Consider the following 16,559-nt stretch of genomic DNA (forward strand, 5'->3'; position numbering starts at 1 on the left):
CATCAGAAAATTGGACCAGTTCAGGCTACCACCGCCGGGCAGGGTCAGAGGATGTCATGATCGCCGGTGCACCGCAGGCGCGCAACCCCGCCGCGCAGCTTTGGACGGCATACGCCACCAGGGATCCATTTTCGGTTCCAGTTTTGGCTGCTGATTGCTATCGATCTGTTGACATAGGCGCGCGCCCGTACAGTCAACTGGGCGAGTGACTCCCGGTTCCGCTACGTATGTCCAGGCGTCGGGTTAGCGTGGCGGTTCATGCTCCAGATGCGTTTCTTTTGCTCGGTCACTTTTTTCGCGATGCAACGCCTAGAATAATAATTGATTATTAAACAGTTTGGCGAGGTATACTTTTCAACTGCGATCCATCTTGGTCGCAACCTTGAAAAGGAACGTGGACACGAAACATTATCATCCCCCCCGGCGCCGCCCAGGACGAAACCCTCGCGCTGCCGTCGGGCCAGCAGGACGTCCAGCCTGGGACAAGTTTATCCTCGGCGGCTTCAGCGCCGACGATTGATCGATGCGTGGCGGGCAGTCCGCGCATCTCCATCGCCATCGTTCCTGGTCGCGCTTCCATGATGAATGTCATCAGTTCAGCCGCCACGCATTGGTGTGCATTTGGCGGCAACCTTCGTCTTTCTGGACTTGTCCTGTGATCGCTATTTCACGCTGAGCAGAGGGCATTTGGATCGCTTTGCCGGATCGCCGAAGCGCGCAAGAGGAGGGCGACGCGGACTGGCTTGCCGCACGCGGTTTGGTACCACCTGGGCGCCACCGGATTGATCAATCTTTTCCGTAAGATCGCCCGACCAGCAGCCCTCTAGGAGGAGCGGATCTCTGGAGGGGTTCTGCGGCTGAAACGGCCTGTGCGGTATTTGCCCTGGCCAGCTCAGCGGTACGTTCCGGAATCCGCTCCATTAGAAATCTCGGCCCAATCTTTCGCAGGGGCGGCGCCAGTACCACCGCAGCCTCGAACGGTCGGATGCGGCGCTGGCAGCAGCCGCTGCGTTTAAGCGAGCGCGGCATTATCTTTCCGGCATGGATGAATGCCTTCAGGCCGCGGCGTCGCGATGCGCCTGGCGCTGGCTGGAAAAAGGGGTGCGAGGCCCGGCTGGTGGATCGGCGTAACTTTGCCATTCGCAGCAGCACTGCTGGGTGCAGCTGGGCTCGGCGGTATTGGACCGATCCGCTCGATGTGCAATTTCGCCATTACCGATATTGGTCGCCTGATGCCGAGGTATTTTCGCATGGAGATTTCGACGCTTCAGGACAGGCTGATCGTGACGAGATTACGGACCTTACTCCACCCATATCGCTTCCAAGCGCGCGTGGCTCGGGTACGATCAATACCCGCTTGCCCTGGGTGTGCGGATATCTGATCGGCCATCTGTTCTGAGCGAGAAAAGAGCCGCCGCGTCGTTCAATCTGAACGAGAGACGGCGGTAGTAAAAATCGAGGCGCCCAGCGGCCGGTCGCTCGTGTCCGACTATTGGGGCGGCTATGTCGCCATCCTGGCACGGCCCGGTGGAGGTCTCGCGATATTTCGCGACCCGTCGGGGTTGTTGCCCGTTCATTACCGCATTGATGGGGCGGGCGTCACAGCGTTTCGAAGCTGACGCCGCCGATCTCGGCAGACGTGGCGGTGTCGATTATCCGGCGGTTGCGCGGTTTCTGGCCAATGGGGCGCGCCTAGCCGAGAAACCCGCCCGAAGGTGTCCAGGTACTGCTTCCGGGGAATGCCTGATCATTTCTCCTGCATCGCATCGTCTGGAAAGCTGGTGGTCGCCGTGGGATTGGACGCAGGCCTCCCACAAGCGGTTCGATGCGGCAGCGCGTGAGCTTCGTGTCGTGGCGCTCGACTGTATCGAAAGCTGGGCGTCCTGCTTCGATTCCATATTGATCGGCGTATCTGGCGGCCTCGATTCCTCGATTGTCGCCGGCGCCGCATCTCGCCACGCCGCCGCGCTTCATTGCCTGACGATGATCGAAGACGATGCGATTGGTGATGAGCGCCGTTATGCTTCCATTCTCGCCAAGGCGATCGGCGTTCCCTTGCTTGAAGCCCACTATGGCCTGGGCAAGGTTGATATTGGTCGCGCCGTGGCACCGCACCATCCTTGGCCGCACGCGCCATTCTACATGCAGGCAATCGCGTCGGTTCATGAAGAGCTCTGCCGCGAGAATCACATCGATGCCTTCTTCTCGGGCAATGGGGGGGACAATATCTTCTGTGCGATCCGCAGCGCCTCGCCGTTCGTCGATCGCTTCATGGCGCAAGGGCCGCGTCATGGGCTCTTCGACACCCTGCGCGATCTGAGCGATCTGACGGGAGCCAGCGGTGCGACCATCTTGCGGCACGCCTGGGATCGCTATCGCGACTGCAGCCGTCCCCCGCGCCTTCATCGCGACACTTCCGGGCTTTCTTCCGCCGCGATCGCCGAGCTGGATCAATCCGGACCCTGGCACCCGTGGATGGAAGCGCCCGATGGCACGCCGCCCGGCAAGGCGGCGCATGTCAGGCTGCTGGCGCGCGCGCAGCGCAGCATCGAGCTCTATCCCCGCCGCACCCATCCGCAGCATGTCGCGCCGCTGCTGTCACAACCGATCGTCGAAACATGCCTGTCGATCCCGACATGGCAGTGGATCGAGGGCGGCAGGGATCGCGCCGTCGCTCGGGCGGCATTCAAACCCATCGTCCCTGTGCAATTATTGCGCCGCACGTCCAAGGGCGGGCCGGGCGGCTTCATGCAGCGCATATTTCAGGCGAACGCGGAACATGCCGGCGACCTGCTGCGCACTGGCCTGCTAGCGCGGGCCGGTCTGCTCGACCTCAGGACATTGAAACGAGCCTCGCAGCCGACCGTGGCGGGGTTCGAGCAGGCGCAGCGCATCCTCGCGCTTTGTGCCGCCGAAAGCTGGGTTCGTTGGTGGACCGACGTGGGCGCGTCATAAGGCTATCGTCGCTCGGCGCCTGGCGCGCGCGTGCACCCCGGCCTCCATTGCGCCGCCATCTTCGCCCAGCGGTCGAATGCACCTCTGTCATCCAGTTGCGGGTCGCGCCGGTCGCGGAGCCAAAAATCGAACCACGCCAGATTCTCTCGCATCGCGCGTAGCCGATTCGACGGGATATGAAACAGATGGGTCTCATCGGTGGCGGTCGTCTCGCCGGGGTAGAGACTGATCTGCGCGGGAACTTTGGCTTCGCGAAGCGCGGCGTAGAAATCGATCGCTCCCGCAAAGGGAGAAGCCATTTGCTGGAGGATTGGGCCGCACGCCTTATCGGCCCGGAGCGAGGGCGACAGCTGGCGATAGGCGTCGAGGTGGTTGCCGGAAGGGGGACCACCGAAGACGACGTGGTACCCGTCTTTCGGATCCGAATAGGACGCGGGTTCGAGATAATTGCCGTCTCCGCTGGAAGCGGCGCGGAAAATATCCGATTGGGTCATGGCGACATTCACCATCTGCGATCCGCGGCTGTATCCGGCAATGCCAACGCGGTCGGGATCGACAATGCCTTCGCTTGTCAATTCAGCGATCGCGTCTTCGAAACTATAGACGCCGTTGAGCCAGATCAGCTCGCGCAGCTTAGCGGGACCGAGTGTGCCGGGGCCTCCCGACCACTCCATATAGGCGTTCCACAGGTCCGCCTGCTGCCGCGCCGAGGGGTCGTTCATGAGAATGACGACATAGCCGCGCTCGGCGAATAGCTGGGCGGGGTAGTTCCATTGCAAATCTGCGTTCGCGAAGCGCTCGTCCGCATCGCTGCCGTGGGTGATGATGATCGCCGGGTAGCGGCTGTTTGCCTGGTAATCGCGAGGCCAGATGATGAATCCGGTCGAACGGAAGCCAAGCCGGTTTGTCCATTGATGCGGCGTGACGCGCAACGGTGCGATCGGCTCATGGGCAGCGGAAAGCGGGGCGATGGTCTGCACGCGCCCGTCTTTCGGTTCGACATGGACGAACCGTGGCGCCTGGTTCAGACCTTCCTCGACGCAAATGCCCCACGCGAGATCCTCGCGAAAGTCGCAGGCCGTCAAGCTGCCGGGGCGGAGCAGCGACGTTGCGTGCCGATCGGTAAGCAGAACCAACCCGTACCGTGGATGCGAGGTCGTTCGCACCCCCAGCAGCGCGCTTAGCCCATCTCCCGAAAGCCAATTTCCTGCCGAACGCGGGTCACCGATGTAATAAGGCTGGCGACCATAGTGAGTTTTTCGGCCATCGGTGTGCGTCTCCCTGAGGGCAAGCGTGCTGCCGAAACCCTCACTTGCAAGAGTTCCGCCATTCGGGCCGCGCACCAGACCGATCGCCGGAAAACCCAAACTTTCCTGAATGGGCCGACTGGCCTTGGTTACAAAGCTCCAGGAAAAGGTCCCGATGCCGTCGGCCCGCTCCGCATCGGATTGCTCTAACTGGTAGCGCGGCCCTTCGTCGGTCCATTCGACATGGCCGCCATAATAGAAAGCAAGCCGGTCGCCGGATGGCCGCGATGCGACCAGCCAGTCTTCGCCCGTGGCCGACCGAATGCGCAGTTCGACCATCGCCCCGACCGGCGCGCGACGCCGATTGCGCTGGCTAACCACCGCGTCGTCGATGGTAACATCGACGGGTTCCGAACTCGGCTTTAGCGTGGCGTACCAAAGCCATTGTCCGTCGGGAGACCAGTCGTGATATAGAATCCCGATCCGGCGCGGCGCACCGCTTCGTACGGCGAACAGCGCGCCTTCGGTTTGGCCGACGGTAACCTTCGCATCACGCACCAGCAGCGGTGTGATCGTCCCTTCGGCGTCGAGCGCATAGAGCTGAAGCCCGTCGCCCAGATCGAGCAGGAGGCTCCAACCCTTGCCTTTCGGCAGCGGTCGGAGCTGCTCTGCATTTGCCGCTCGCAAAATCTCGCGCGAGGCGCGCGAGCGCAGGTCAAACAGATGAAGAATCGAGACGGTCTCATTCTTTTCAAGATCCGCTCGCCGTTCGAGATAGGCGAGCGACTTGCCGTCGCTCGCCAAGCTCAAATCGAAATCCGCCGGGACGGTCACCACATCTTCCACCGTCCAGCGCCGACCTTCCTCCGCGAAGACCGTCCCGCCATTCCCGAGACTGGCAAACAGAAGGAACGGCCATAGGCGGATGCTACCAGTCATGCCGAACCGTGACGCTCAGGAAGCGGCCAATTGCTGACCCGTTCGTCGTGTCAAACGGTGCATCGAAAGGCGAGGTGGTAAAGATCGGTTCGGGTTTGCTGTTGAAGACATTCTGTGCGCTCAGCGCGACCTCGGTCCCGACCCCCGTCCGAATTCGGGCGGTGAGGTCGAGCGTTGTCGATCCGCTGAGTTTGACGGCTGCCGGACGACGATTGTCCGTGACGCTCGCGCTGTGATTGAGAAAGGCCGCGAGCGAGAATGCCTTGTCGCTCAGCGTGAGCCCGCCACGCGCTCGAAAATGCGGCGGGCGGAAGATCGTTCCCGCAAGGTCGGTCACCGGCAGGCCGGGAAGCAATTGCTGGCTGCTGTCGAGCCAGGTGGCTCCAGCGTTCACGCTCAGCTGCCGGTCGCTGCCAAGCTGGGCATCATATCGCACCGCGATGTCGACGCCGCGATATTTCTGCCGCGCGATATTGCGGTCGCGGGCATCAAGGAAGGCGACCACGCGCGCGGGGTCGTAGGGAGACCCCGTAATGTTCTGGAGCCCGCCATCGGCACCGGCGAAGATGGTGTCGAGCAGGGCAGGCGCAGGATTTAAGGTAACGAGCTCGGCAAAGATCGGATTGTTCAGAACCCCGGCGCCCGAGGCGAGCGGCGGCGCAACCCGATCCTTATAGTCGATCCGGAAATAGCTTGCCGATACCTCCAGACCTTGGAGCGGTTTCACGGTCGCGCCGAAGGTCCAGTTTTCGGAGCGTTCAGGCTCGAGCTGGTCGTTTGGCCCGAGAGCATAAGCGACGGTCGAACCAGCGGGAAATCCCTGGCCGAAGCCGCCGACCGGCACGAGCAGCGCAACATAGCCGGAATATTGTTGATAGAGCGTCGGAAGTTTGAAGGATTTGCCCCATGACACCCCCAGCCGGACCTGCTCGACCGGATCATAGACGAAGCTCAGCTTCGGGGTGACGATGTCGCCGGAGTCCGAATAATCCTCATAGCGCAGCGCCCCGGTCAGCGAAGCGCGGTGCGCAAAGGCAAGATCCTGATCGGGGTCCGCGATCGGCAATAAAAGCTCGCCATAGGCAAAATGATTGCGGCGCGCGCGTGAAAAGCTGCGGGTTCCGATTTCGGATTTGAAACGGTTGGTGCGATAGCCGCCGCCAAAGGCCAGTCGCGCGGGGCCCGCGGGGAGCTCGAACAACGACCCCTCCAGTCCCGCCTCCACCGCGATATTCCGGTTGAAGAAGTGGCGGGCGGTGGCGGTGCTCGGCGCGCCGCCGCTGAAGTTCTGGCTGAGGCCATCGGTCGTGTCGGCGCCGAAAAACGCGCCCGCTTTCAGCTTCCAATTGGCCGACAGTTCGGCCGACAGCGTCGGTGCGACGCCAAATGTTTCGAATTTGGTGCGCGCCTCGAGCCCTGAGTTTCGGAGCGGCTGGGCGACCGTGAAACCGGTCGCTGACTCCATCCGTCCGCGTTTGTAAATAAGATCGGCAGCCAGGGTGACGCCGCCGCCAAGCGACTGGTGACCGCTCAGCAGAACCGCGTGTCGGCGAAGGTTGGGGAACAACGTAGAATCGGGGTTGTTCGCTGACGCATAGCTGCGATCCTTCGCCCGGATCGCCGTGCCGTGCGAATAATCATAGGCCGCGATGATGCCGCCGTCCGACCAGCGCGAGCCGCCGAGAAGATTATATTGCTGCTGAAAATTGCCGCCGTCGGTCGACAGGCCAAGCCGCGCGCTGGTCGACACGCCCTCATAGTCGCGCTTGAGCAGAATGTTGACCACCCCGGCGACTGCATCGGCGCCGTAGATGGCCGATGCTCCGTCGGCCACGATCTCGACACGGTCGACCGCCGCGATGGGAATGGCGCTGACGTCGATCACCGAATTGACGCTGCTGTAGGCAAAGCGATTGCCGTTGATCAGCGTCAGTGTCGCATTGGGACCGATACCGCGCAGGTTGAAAGTCGATGCGCCATTGGCGTTGACATTTTCATTCGCCGCGCCTTGCGAATTTCCGATCCCGGGGTTTTGGCCTCCACCAAAATTCTGCGGCAAGCTGCGCGCCACTTCGCCAAGATCGGCATGGCCGGAGTTGCGGATATCTTCCGATGTCACCCGGATCACAGGGGTTGCCGTGGGCGCGCCCGTAACCCTCGACCCCGTCACGACAATCGGCTCGGCGTCGGTCGCGGCGGCATTGTCGGCAGAGGCAAGTCTGGAAATGACGACCGAGCCGACTTCGAACCTCGCGGTGAGCCCGCTACCCTTGAGGAGCGCCTCGATTGCTTCGCGGCTCGTCAGATCGCCTTTCAGCGGCGGTGCGGTCTTTCCTTCCAGATCGCGCGATGACGCGTAGAGTTCAATGTCGGCAATCGTGGCAGCGCTGCGCAGCGCGTCGTCGAGATCCTGCGCGGGCATATCGTAGGGCTGGCGCTGTTGCTGCATGGCCAGCGCAACCGTAGGTGAAAAACAGGCGGCACTGCCGACCAGCAGCGCGACCAGCGAACGGGACTTCTTCAACATTATCACTCCCCCATTTCCTCGGCCGTGCTTCAGGCAGGCGGCCGGTGGGGGTGCGTTGACGGGGCGAAGGGGAGCCCCTTAGTCTTGGGTGAAAAAATTATCGGCGGCGCAGAAGGATGGCTCTCGCCGTGCGTTCGACCCTGAGACCGAACAGGATTGCGATACGTTCGGCGAAGGCATCGGTCTCGCTGAGATGGAAGCGGCCGGAAACCTCAAGTGCCGCGCTCGCCGCATCGTCGATCACGATCGGGATGACGGCATAGCGATTGGCCTCCGCAACCAGTCGGTCGAGCCTTATCGAACGATATTCGGCCCAGCCTTCGGGCCAGTTTGCGGGAATGTCAGACGCTTGGGCCCTGCCGAGCAGCAACTTGCCATCACGCTGGTAGGTCAGCGGTTTTCCCTGCGACAGCGCGGTCGCAGGACCGGTTTTGGCGTCTGTGCGCACGTCTGCCTCGCCGCGCCGGAGGACCGCGCTGACCGTTCCGGCCTCGTCGAGGCTCAGATCGATCTCGGCATCGTTCGCGATTGCTGCGCCTCGCCCGGCGTCGATGTGGAGCGGTATAGCCTGCTTGGAGATGGAAAGACGGACCCGGCCTTTTACCAAGCGGACGCCGCGGTTGCCGTCTCCGAACGCGACGTCCAGCCGACTGTCGGTATCGAGCGTCGCGCTCGAGCCGTCGGCAAGCTGGAACGTGCGGATCTCGCCGCGCTGCGTCATCAGCGGTTCGGCGGCGAGCGCGGTGGACGCGCTGCCGGGCTGGCCGGGAAGGGAGGCGCCTCCGGCCCCGATTGCTACAATCAGCAGCGCGATTGCCGTCGCGGCGGCGCCCCATGGCAGCCAGCCGCTTACCCAGCCCCGCCGAGCTTCGGCATGGCTTGTTCCGTACCGCTGCGATGTTTTGAGAACCGCCAACGCCGCCATTCGGTGTTCGGCGCGGCGATAGGCTTCGCCATGATCTGCCGACGCGAGGAGCCAGGCTTCAAACTCTCCGCGCAGCGCGCCGGCATCCTCGCCGCGCATCTTGATCAGCCACGCCTGTGCTACGTCGTCGACGGGGTAGTCGCCGCCGCTTGTGCTGGTCATCGGCCGCCGTCCACCACCTTCGAAATCTGACCGAGCGCTTTCATCATATGATATTCCACCGTCGCGATGCTGATGCCCAGCAGTTCATGTATCTCGCGGTAACTGAGTTCGTCCACCCGGTGCATGAGGAAAACGCGCCGCGTCTTTGGCGGCATGGCGTCAACCGCGGCTTCGTACAGTCGCAGCAAGTCCGCCGCTTCGAGGTTCCATTCCTGCGCCGCAGGCGTCGCGCCGTCGCGTTCCTCGCGGAGCGGAAAGAAGGTCGCTCGCGCGGACTTCTGGCGACGCGCGCGATCGATAAGAAGATTTTGGGCGATACGGCGAAGAAACCCGCCCGGATTGACGAGCTGGTGGCGCTGGGCGCTCCCCGCGGCGCGAGCAAAGACTTCCTGCATCAGATCGGGCGCTTCCTCGGATCCCGCTTTGCGGCGCAGGAAATGGAAGAGCGATATGCGATGCGTCCGATATATCGCGTCCAGATCGTGCCCGGCTTCAGGCTGCTGCTCGACCGGCGGCGGACGATCGGCCGGATGGGCATGGCAGGCCGAGGACACCGAAAAAGGGTGACGCGGCGGGGCACGGTCGCCGCAGGTACAGGAAGACACGACATAAATCCCGGAGGCACGAGCGGGTGCGACCGGCGCCTGCCGGATACCCGTCTCCCAGTGCTGTGCCGCCGTTCGGTCGCTTGCGCGGACCATGGTCCGGTTGGGCCGCCGGTCCGAGTGGGGACTGGCGCAAATGATGCCTGGCGAAATATTCCGCGCAGGAGCTGCCAGCGATGCTCGTGCGCGGACGAATCATGTCAATTGTGGGCGGCCCTGACAAGCAAAACGTCACTTCCCTTTCGGCAGCGATCATGGCTGTCGACCCGGATGCCCGGCGAGCGTCCGGGCGTAGGCTGCCGCATCATGCGCGCGCTTCTCATGATAGCCGAGCAGGAGGCTCCGAACGTGCGCCTGTGGTTCGGCTTCGGCGACAGCGTGGGCGATCGCATCATACTCCGCGTCGACATCGGCGAGGATCGCGGCATCGAAATGACGCGATAGTTGAAGCCTGTCGCCGATCGCCGCGATGCTCGCGACTATTTCGCTGTTCGACGAGCGTTCGGCGATTGCCAGGAACAGGTCGGCGACGCGATCGGGATAGGGCTGGTCAGCGGGCACCGACGTTACCGCCCCTTTTGGCGCCGTCGCGAGCGCCGCGAGCAGCAGGATCAGGTGCAGCTCGAGCAGGTCGCGAAACTCGGTCTCGGTCATCCGATGGACGTGAAAGCCCTCGCCGGGCGTGAAATCGACCATCCGCTCACCATTGAGCCGGTAGAGACTGTCGCGCACCGGGGTCATACTGACCCCGAAATCGTCGGCGAGACGGGCCGCCTCGATTCTGGTGCCGCTCGCCCATTCTCCGCTCATCAGCCGACGCTTGATCGCCTCATAGGTCGGCTCGAACACATGCGCCGGGCTCATTGGCCGTTCCTTTCGGCAGCGGCGAATTCGGCGACCGCATCCGTCTGGTCGGGCCGCAACGCATCGATCGCGCCGATATGATCTGGCCTGTCATCTCTCAGCAGGACCGAAGGGCATTGGCCTTCATAATTGCCGAGATTGGGGCGGTGCTGGGCATAACCGGCGAGCGCGGCGAGTTCAGGCGGAAACGTCCTGGCGACCTCAGGCGGATAGGCGAGCCACAAATTCTCGTAGGGCTTCAGCCATCCCAGGCTGTAGCTGACGAGCACGCCGCGCCGGACTTCTTGGCTGAGGTTCGAGCCCGCCCCATGCGCGGTCGATCCCAGAAAGCATATCGCTGCTCCCGGCTTGCCTTCGGCGAAAATGGGTGGCCCAAGATCGGTTTTCGCCATCCCCTTCACGCCGTGGCTCTTCGGAAAGATCCGCGTCGCGCCGTTTTCCTTCGTGAAGGGTGTCAGCGGCCAGAGGACGTTGACGAGATATTCCTGGCTACCGTCGGCGCCGCGCCACATATCCTGGTCGCGGTGTGGGAACTGCCGCACTTCGCCGGGATGAATCTCGATCGCCTGGGTGAGGCTCAGCTGGATCCGGTCGCAGCCAGTGCCGAGGATCGTCTCGACGGCGGAAAGTATGAGCGGGTTCAGCACCAGCTCGGCCATGTGCGGCGATCGTTTGAGCAGGCTGCCGAACCTTTTCGTACGGCGGCCATAGAAATTGCCTTCGCAAAAGGGCGTCGCCGAAAAGATGGGATCGAGATCCCTCGCGAGCGCGTGGACACGCGCGACGGCCTCGTTGCGAATGATGCAATAGCCTTTGCGGCGCAGCTCATCGACGAGCAGGCCAGGAAGATCGGCTTCGGTCAGATCCTTTTTCATCGCCCGGGCTCCCCGCCTTCCTCGAATTTGAGGACAAGCGGCGCGTAGGTGCCGGTGCGCTTGAGCCCTGCGAGCGTGTCCTCGTCGATCGCTATGCTGAGGGCGAGGATCCGGCACGCGCCATCCCGGTGAACCGCACCCAGCGTGCGGCATGTCCAGCCGAATTTGCTGATCGTGTGATACCATCCCGCTTCGGCGACACCGACATATTCACACATGCCGTGGCGGAGAGCATGGTCCGCGAGCGCGGTGACCAGCTGGTTGCGCGCGTCGCGGCGCTCGACCGCTGTTTGCGCCGGGTCGAGGCAAAAGCGGCTGATCTCCCACACGCTTTCACCAGACGGCGCCCCGTCGGCGCAAAGATGCGAATAGATGTCGCCGAGCAGGTGCGGCGCCGTGGTTGGGAGCAGCCGCGCCGACGCCCGGTGGCGCAGATCATCGGGATCGAGCAGGATGAGATAGCGCGCGTCCTGCGTATCGAACTGGTCGAGTTCGAAGCGGCCATCGAGGGCGGGCAAATCCCATTTGAGTTTGTCGATGAAGACCTGCTTGCGGGCGGCGAACATGGCGCGCAGTGCGGCGTCGCCGGGCGCGTCTTGCGCCTGCGAGAATTGATTGATCATGATATGTCCTTGGCTTGTCGGTGCCAGGATCAGACCATCATTCCCGCCGCGCGGCTATGCCCAGAAATGGGCAAGCCATAGCGGTTTTATGTGCGAGCATCAGAGCGGGCGCCACCAATCATAGACATCCGAAAAGCCGATGACCCCGTCGAACAGGGCGCAGAGGATCAGCATTTGCCGACACGGCACCGAATAGCGCTCGCGCGCGATTTTGAGGTGGCGCACCACGGTCTCTTCGCTGATGCCGAGAATGCCGGCGGTCTCGCCGGCGGTCTTGCCGCGCGCCGACCAGAGCACGCATTCGCGCTGGCGCTCGGTCAGCGTCGCCCGCCGTGTATAGGAGCCGGTCCCGATAAGCCGCCGCGCCGCGGCGAGCGCGACCGCCCCGACGATCTCGGCGGCATGGAGCATCTCGAGCGGAATCCTGGCATTGGGAGCGACGGCAAAGGAGCAGCTTCCGGTGGCTTCGCCGGGCAAGTGCCGCGGGACCGTGAAGCCGTCGCCGATGCCGCTGTCGCGGGCGACCTGCAGCAACTGCCGGTCACCGCGGGAAAGCGGGATGTAGTGATCGACATTGCGCCATTGGAAACCCGTCATGGATTTTTCGCCGGCGCGCCGGATCGGGTCGGTGCCGCTGAGATCGAAGCCGACATAGACATTCGCCCAGGCGTCGGGATAATTATGCACCAGCATCGATGCGGCTTTGTCGCCGCCGCGGCGATCGAACGCGAGCGCGAAAAGATCGAAACCCATGCGGTCGGCGGCGTTCGACAAGGCGGCAAAGAGCCGCTCTTCCTTGTCGGCGCCTGATATGTCGTGTGCGAGTTCCTCCGTCAGATTAAAATGCTTCACTTCGATTCATCGGCCGCCGGCACGTTCCCGACCCGTCCGCCCGCGATCCGCTCCATGGCTCATCGCTCCCGTTTCCTCTCCGGGAGACAATGAAGTTGGACAAGCTGCGCGATGGTCCTCGCACTGCGGCGGGCGAGTGATACCTCAGCCTCTCTACGCAATGCCGATCGCCTCTTCGGTGTAACGACAGGAAATCGCCTGATAAAGCGGCTTGGTGTGCTAATCGGACCCAGATTGACACCAATCGGTCCCTTTCGAAACCGGGCCGCGACAGGCCTCGGGTCGGGACTCAGGCACATGAATGACGATCGCCAAATGGCATTTGCCGACAACATGCGTCTTGCTTCGATTTCTCGATTGCCAAACCGTAAGCCTGGTCCAGGGATCGCGGACGGGTGCATGTGACAAAAGCTCCCACTGAATTGCGATGAGTCAGAGGTTTTGTCATATCGCGAACGGAGCAGCGGGGTCTTTCCTACATTGTCCGGCCATGGCATCGAGGGCCAATGGATCGGGAACCGAAATGGAAATCGCGTGCACTGGCGATCGAATTCTGGTTCGCGGCCGTGCTCGTTGGCGGCTCCTTTATTGCCGGACTCGTTGGCGCGATCCGATCCCTGTTCGGCGAATAAGGGATCGGCAGGCGATCCGGACCTTTCAAATTCATCGGGATCGTTGGGCAGGAGTCCGTTCGGCGCCGGCGCGCGTCACGACCCCCAAGCTAATGCGTCGCGAGGAGCGCTTCGCTTGCTTGGACGAGCGGCATGACTTCGACGCCACCGCCAAGCGGATATGTCTCCGACCCCGGATAAATGAGCAGACGCCGCGCCGGCTCAAGATCGAGACAGGCTTGGTGAAAGCCGCGTTCCAGCTTCGGCTGCAGGCTTCGCTTGATCTCGACGGCCCAACGCGCATCGCCCGGCAGCGTCAGCACGAGGTCGATTTCGGCACCGGCGGACGTCCGGTAGAAATTGGCACGCGTGCCTTCGGGTGCGGCGGCAATCAGGGTTTCGACCACAAGGCCTTCCCAGCTGGGGCCGGCGATTGGATGCCCAAGGATATCTTCGCTCGTTGTGAGCCCGAGCAGCGTATGCACGAGGCCGCTGTCACGCACATATATCCGCGGCGATTTGACGAGACGCTTGCCGGCGTTGCTGTGCCAGGGCTCTAGTCTGCGCACTAGGAGGAGATCGACCAGGAGGTCGAGATAGCCCGCAACCGTCTTGGCATCGACGCCGAGGCTGCGGGCGAGTTCGGCTGCGTTGAGCAGCCCCGATTGGCGATGCGCGAGCATCGTCCAGAAGCGCCTAAGCGTTTCCGCAGCGATGCGCGGACCCAGGAGCGGGATATCGCGTTCCAGATAGGTGCGGATGAAATCCTGCCGCCAGCGCTGGCTCGCCCGGTCGCTGCTGGCTAGAAAGCTGTCGGGAAAGCCGCCGCGCACCCAGAGGTGATCGAGCCGATCCGCGCCGACTTCGAGCGCATCGAGCGGGTGCATTTCAAGATAGCTTATCCGCCCGGCGAGACTTTCGCCCGATTGGCGGAGCAGATCGATCGACGCCGAACCGAGCAATAGAAACCGTCCGGATTTTCGCCCGCTGCGGCGGCCCGCATCGATGAGGCCGCGAAGGATCTGGAACAGGCCCGGAAGCCGGTGTACTTCGTCGAGGATGACGAGCTTGTCGGCATGGGCGGCGAGATAAAGCTCGGGTTCCGCGAGCTTCGCCCGGTCGGCATCGGATTCAAGGTCGAGATAAACGGAAGGTAGTGTCTCGCCCATCTCGAGCGCAAGCGTCGTCTTCCCGACCTGCCGGGGTCCAATCAGCGCAACAGCTGGTACTTCGTCCAGCCTTTCCGCCAACTCGGCTGCAATTCGTCTCTCAATCATGCTTGCAATTATGGAGTTGTATTCCCGATTTGCAAGGTTATTTTGCCGATCGGATCCAAATCCAATTCTTCGGTATCGGAAAATTATCGGTACCGCAGATCCAGTTTAGACATATCAATCGCCGCTCGGAACCCTGCGTCGTCGGCTACCTGACTCAAAGGAAGGTGGGCGTATCAGCGCTTTGGGGCTTGCGGCTGAACCAGGGAACTTCGGTCCGCTCGACCTCGAGCCGGTTTGCCGGATATTGGGTGACGAGCTTCATCGCTTCTTCGGGCGGGGCCTGAAGCCAGGCGTCATGATCCGCGGCGTGAAGAATGACCGGCATCCGGTCGTGAATGTCGAACAGCTCCTCGGTCGCGTCGACCATCACCATTGTATAGCAATCGCCCCACTCGTCGGTCGGACGCCAGAGGCCTGCACAGGCCGCGAGCGGCTGGTCGGTCACACTGAGCCAGGTTCGCGTCATCTTGCCTTTCTCGCCTTCGGCCTCGGCGAAGGCCGTGATCGGGATGAGGCAGCGCTGGGCGGGATTGGTGAACCAGCTTCGCCAGAAGGTCATCAGCTTGTCGTCGCGGGCGTTGTTGACAGGCTTGGGCTTGCTCGTCGGTTTCATATGCTTGAGCCGAACCGGGAAGCCCCAGGTCATCGACTGGAGCGCGCGCGTGCCCGCATCGTCGCGGACCACAAATCCTTGTCCGCCCGGATAGACTTCGCCGGGCTGCGCATTGGTGAGCGGGCGCCTCGCTCCGAACGCCGAGGCCACTTCGGCAACCGAAGCCTTGAGGGTCACGAGATTGCACATGGCGGCGGTCCCCTTGGGCTGTATCGGTCAGGCCGCGCCGAGCATTTCGTCGAAATTCTGCTGGATCGGCGGCATGATGCTGAAGCTATTCTTGGGGAAAGGCCGCAACATGTCCAGCGGCGGCCGTACCCCCATCAACCAGTCGAACCAGTCCTCGGGGCGGACCACGCCGACGTGGCGATCCTTGTGCGGCGCCAGATCGTCATAGGCCGGGACGGTGAGCGCCGCGAAACTCTCGGGCCATAGGCGGTGCGCCGGACGCCAGATGGCTGCGATGCAGAAGAAAGGCTCGTCGCTGATGAGGCTCGCGGCATAGACCGTCTTGCCGCGCTTCACGAGACCGAACTCATTGGCGAGCAGTAGGCAGGGCCGGTCGATGATCGCGGTCTCGGCCTTCAGGAGCGGGATCTGGAATATCTCGGCATCGCGCGAGGGCAGCCCCCACAGCATCTCCTTCTCGCGTTCGCGCTGGCCGTCCCACACCATCACGCGGTGGAGTGGGCCGATGCCGACCAGTGCGTCGTCCGTCTCGATATCCATAAGGTCAGTCCTCAGGCGCGGAAACGGCTCAGCGCGCGCTTCCATTCGCGTTCGTCGGGCATCGGCAGCGCGATGTCGTCGGGGCTCGGGTCGACAAGCTCGATCCGCACCGGGCGGACGCGCTTGCCTGTCCGCGCGCCGCAGCGGACACACCAGAATTTCTGGCACACCTTGACGAGATTGCCGTCCCACATCCTGCACTCGAAGCGCCACCAGATCCCATAGGGATTGAAGGTCGCGCTATGCCCGCAGCGGCAAACGGGCTTGATCGCCCGAAACCAGGCCGCGGCTTCGAAGACATGCGTGGCGCGATGCTGTCCGTCCTTCGTCCAGCCGCCCACGTCACAGGGAGAGTCCAAGCTGGTCGGGGCTTGCGGGCTCCGCGCCGGCACGGACGCTCTCGACGATCGCACGGGCGAGTTCGAACGCGGCCTCGACACGGATGTGATTCGTCGGCGCGGTGATACCCACGCGCGCCCAGCCGGGGGCGGAAAGGATGGTCTCTGCGACTCGGGCAGTATCGATATTGTCCATGCCCTAATGAGAACATAGAGAGAACAATTTGGCAAGTGGGTGCCGGGACAGCGCGGGCGGCCCGCATGGTCAGCGGGCGCTTGCCGCGGCTGTCGCCCGTCGCCGCCCGGTCCCGGGCCGCGGCCGCCACCGGCAGCGCCAGATACCGGCGAGGAAGAGATGGGCCGCCCCCTGGGTGGCGGACCGGGCGCGGCGAGAGAGGCTCGCTGCCGGCCGCCCCA

General features: G+C 63.1%; 17 protein-coding genes. 4 read left to right on the forward strand and 13 right to left on the reverse strand.

The genetic code is table 11. The annotated features are described in order from the left end of the window. From IPF76_RS07695 to IPF76_RS07705, 3 genes are all read left to right on the forward strand, one after another. Nucleotides 1-209, forward strand: a 209-nt coding sequence (locus tag IPF76_RS07695; RefSeq protein ID WP_293842055.1) for a hypothetical protein, incomplete at its 5' end; no start/stop codon positions are given. A gap of 776 nt (nucleotides 210-985) precedes the next feature. Then, nucleotides 986-1,399: a hypothetical protein gene (locus IPF76_RS07700; RefSeq protein WP_293842058.1), complete on the forward strand. Its 414-nt coding sequence runs from the start codon at nucleotides 986-988 to the stop codon at nucleotides 1,397-1,399. 452 nt (nucleotides 1,400-1,851) lie between these two features. Continuing rightward, on the forward strand, nucleotides 1,852-2,955 hold the full coding sequence (locus IPF76_RS07705) for an asparagine synthase C-terminal domain-containing protein (protein WP_293842061.1): 1,104 nt from the start codon (nucleotides 1,852-1,854) through the stop codon (nucleotides 2,953-2,955). 2 nt (nucleotides 2,956-2,957) lie between these two features. Here IPF76_RS07705 and IPF76_RS07710 read toward each other — a convergent pair whose 3' ends face one another. The 8 genes from IPF76_RS07710 to IPF76_RS07745 all read right to left on the reverse strand — a co-directional run bounded on the left by IPF76_RS07710 (nucleotide 2,958) and on the right by IPF76_RS07745 (nucleotide 12,574). Beyond that, entirely contained in the window at nucleotides 2,958-5,141 is a 2,184-nt protein-coding gene (locus IPF76_RS07710; RefSeq protein WP_293842064.1) for a prolyl oligopeptidase family serine peptidase, read from the reverse strand. Then, on the reverse strand, nucleotides 5,131-7,668 hold the full coding sequence (locus IPF76_RS07715; RefSeq protein ID WP_293842067.1) for a TonB-dependent receptor: 2,538 nt from the start codon (nucleotides 7,666-7,668) through the stop codon (nucleotides 5,131-5,133). Before IPF76_RS07715 ends, IPF76_RS07710 begins: the two co-directional genes overlap by 11 nt. A gap of 97 nt (nucleotides 7,669-7,765) precedes the next feature. Next, a complete protein-coding gene (locus IPF76_RS07720) occupies nucleotides 7,766-8,755 on the reverse strand; it encodes a FecR domain-containing protein (RefSeq protein ID WP_293842069.1) in 990 nt (329 codons plus the stop codon). Beyond that, complete coding sequence (locus tag IPF76_RS07725; protein WP_293842072.1) at nucleotides 8,752-9,360, reverse strand: RNA polymerase sigma factor; 609 nt, start codon at nucleotides 9,358-9,360, stop codon at nucleotides 8,752-8,754. The genes IPF76_RS07720 and IPF76_RS07725 overlap by 4 nt, the downstream gene beginning before the upstream one ends. 252 nt (nucleotides 9,361-9,612) lie before the next feature. Continuing rightward, nucleotides 9,613-10,224, reverse strand: coding sequence for a GntR family transcriptional regulator (locus IPF76_RS07730; RefSeq protein ID WP_293842075.1), 612 nt, complete (start codon nucleotides 10,222-10,224; stop codon nucleotides 9,613-9,615). Beyond that, a complete protein-coding gene (locus tag IPF76_RS07735) occupies nucleotides 10,221-11,099 on the reverse strand; it encodes a phytanoyl-CoA dioxygenase family protein (protein ID WP_293842078.1) in 879 nt (292 codons plus the stop codon). The genes IPF76_RS07730 and IPF76_RS07735 overlap by 4 nt, the downstream gene beginning before the upstream one ends. Further along, on the reverse strand, nucleotides 11,096-11,722 hold the full coding sequence (locus IPF76_RS07740; protein ID WP_293842081.1) for an acyl-homoserine-lactone synthase: 627 nt from the start codon (nucleotides 11,720-11,722) through the stop codon (nucleotides 11,096-11,098). Before IPF76_RS07740 ends, IPF76_RS07735 begins: the two co-directional genes overlap by 4 nt. A 99-nt stretch (nucleotides 11,723-11,821) precedes the next feature. Further along, nucleotides 11,822-12,574, reverse strand: coding sequence for a LuxR family transcriptional regulator (locus tag IPF76_RS07745; protein WP_293842084.1), 753 nt, complete (start codon nucleotides 12,572-12,574; stop codon nucleotides 11,822-11,824). A gap of 506 nt (nucleotides 12,575-13,080) precedes the next feature. On the opposite strand from IPF76_RS07745, the gene IPF76_RS07750 reads away from it, so the two are divergent. Next, on the forward strand, nucleotides 13,081-13,206 hold the full coding sequence (locus tag IPF76_RS07750; RefSeq protein WP_293842087.1) for a hypothetical protein: 126 nt from the start codon (nucleotides 13,081-13,083) through the stop codon (nucleotides 13,204-13,206). Nucleotides 13,207-13,295: 89 nt separating this feature from the next. Here IPF76_RS07750 and IPF76_RS07755 read toward each other — a convergent pair whose 3' ends face one another. From IPF76_RS07755 to IPF76_RS07775, 5 genes are all read right to left on the reverse strand, one after another. Continuing rightward, nucleotides 13,296-14,462, reverse strand: coding sequence for an ATP-binding protein (locus IPF76_RS07755; RefSeq protein WP_293842090.1), 1,167 nt, complete (start codon nucleotides 14,460-14,462; stop codon nucleotides 13,296-13,298). 154 nt (nucleotides 14,463-14,616) lie between these two features. Continuing rightward, nucleotides 14,617-15,264, reverse strand: coding sequence for an SOS response-associated peptidase family protein (locus IPF76_RS07760; RefSeq protein ID WP_293842093.1), 648 nt, complete (start codon nucleotides 15,262-15,264; stop codon nucleotides 14,617-14,619). Between the two features lie 27 nt (nucleotides 15,265-15,291). Next, a complete protein-coding gene (locus IPF76_RS07765) occupies nucleotides 15,292-15,804 on the reverse strand; it encodes a hypothetical protein (protein WP_293842096.1) in 513 nt (170 codons plus the stop codon). Between the two features lie 11 nt (nucleotides 15,805-15,815). Further along, nucleotides 15,816-16,145 (reverse strand): hypothetical protein, encoded by a 330-nt coding sequence (locus tag IPF76_RS07770; RefSeq protein ID WP_293842099.1) that lies wholly within the window; start codon nucleotides 16,143-16,145, stop codon nucleotides 15,816-15,818. 1 nt (nucleotide 16,146) lies between these two features. Continuing rightward, nucleotides 16,147-16,338: a DUF6771 family protein gene (locus IPF76_RS07775; RefSeq protein ID WP_037556207.1), complete on the reverse strand. Its 192-nt coding sequence runs from the start codon at nucleotides 16,336-16,338 to the stop codon at nucleotides 16,147-16,149. Nucleotides 16,339-16,559: the final 221 nt, after the last annotated feature.

The organism is Sphingopyxis sp. (genome assembly GCF_016704835.1).
Lineage (GTDB): Bacteria > Pseudomonadota > Alphaproteobacteria > Sphingomonadales > Sphingomonadaceae > Sphingopyxis.

Coding starts and splice junctions, on each gene's coding strand:
- IPF76_RS07700 (WP_293842058.1), top strand. CDS start 986: ATGCGGCGCTGGCAGCAGCCGCTGCGTTTAAGCGAGCGCGGCATTATC.
- IPF76_RS07710 (WP_293842064.1), bottom strand. CDS start 5,141: ATGACTGGTAGCATCCGCCTATGGCCGTTCCTTCTGTTTGCCAGTCTC.
- IPF76_RS07715 (WP_293842067.1), bottom strand. CDS start 7,668: ATGTTGAAGAAGTCCCGTTCGCTGGTCGCGCTGCTGGTCGGCAGTGCC.
- IPF76_RS07720 (WP_293842069.1), bottom strand. CDS start 8,755: ATGACCAGCACAAGCGGCGGCGACTACCCCGTCGACGACGTAGCACAG.
- IPF76_RS07730 (WP_293842075.1), bottom strand. CDS start 10,224: ATGAGCCCGGCGCATGTGTTCGAGCCGACCTATGAGGCGATCAAGCGT.
- IPF76_RS07735 (WP_293842078.1), bottom strand. CDS start 11,099: ATGAAAAAGGATCTGACCGAAGCCGATCTTCCTGGCCTGCTCGTCGAT.
- IPF76_RS07740 (WP_293842081.1), bottom strand. CDS start 11,722: ATGATCAATCAATTCTCGCAGGCGCAAGACGCGCCCGGCGACGCCGCA.
- IPF76_RS07750 (WP_293842087.1), top strand. CDS start 13,081: ATGGATCGGGAACCGAAATGGAAATCGCGTGCACTGGCGATCGAATTC.
- IPF76_RS07755 (WP_293842090.1), bottom strand. CDS start 14,462: ATGATTGAGAGACGAATTGCAGCCGAGTTGGCGGAAAGGCTGGACGAA.
- IPF76_RS07760 (WP_293842093.1), bottom strand. CDS start 15,264: ATGTGCAATCTCGTGACCCTCAAGGCTTCGGTTGCCGAAGTGGCCTCG.
- IPF76_RS07765 (WP_293842096.1), bottom strand. CDS start 15,804: ATGGATATCGAGACGGACGACGCACTGGTCGGCATCGGCCCACTCCAC.
- IPF76_RS07775 (WP_037556207.1), bottom strand. CDS start 16,338: ATGGACAATATCGATACTGCCCGAGTCGCAGAGACCATCCTTTCCGCC.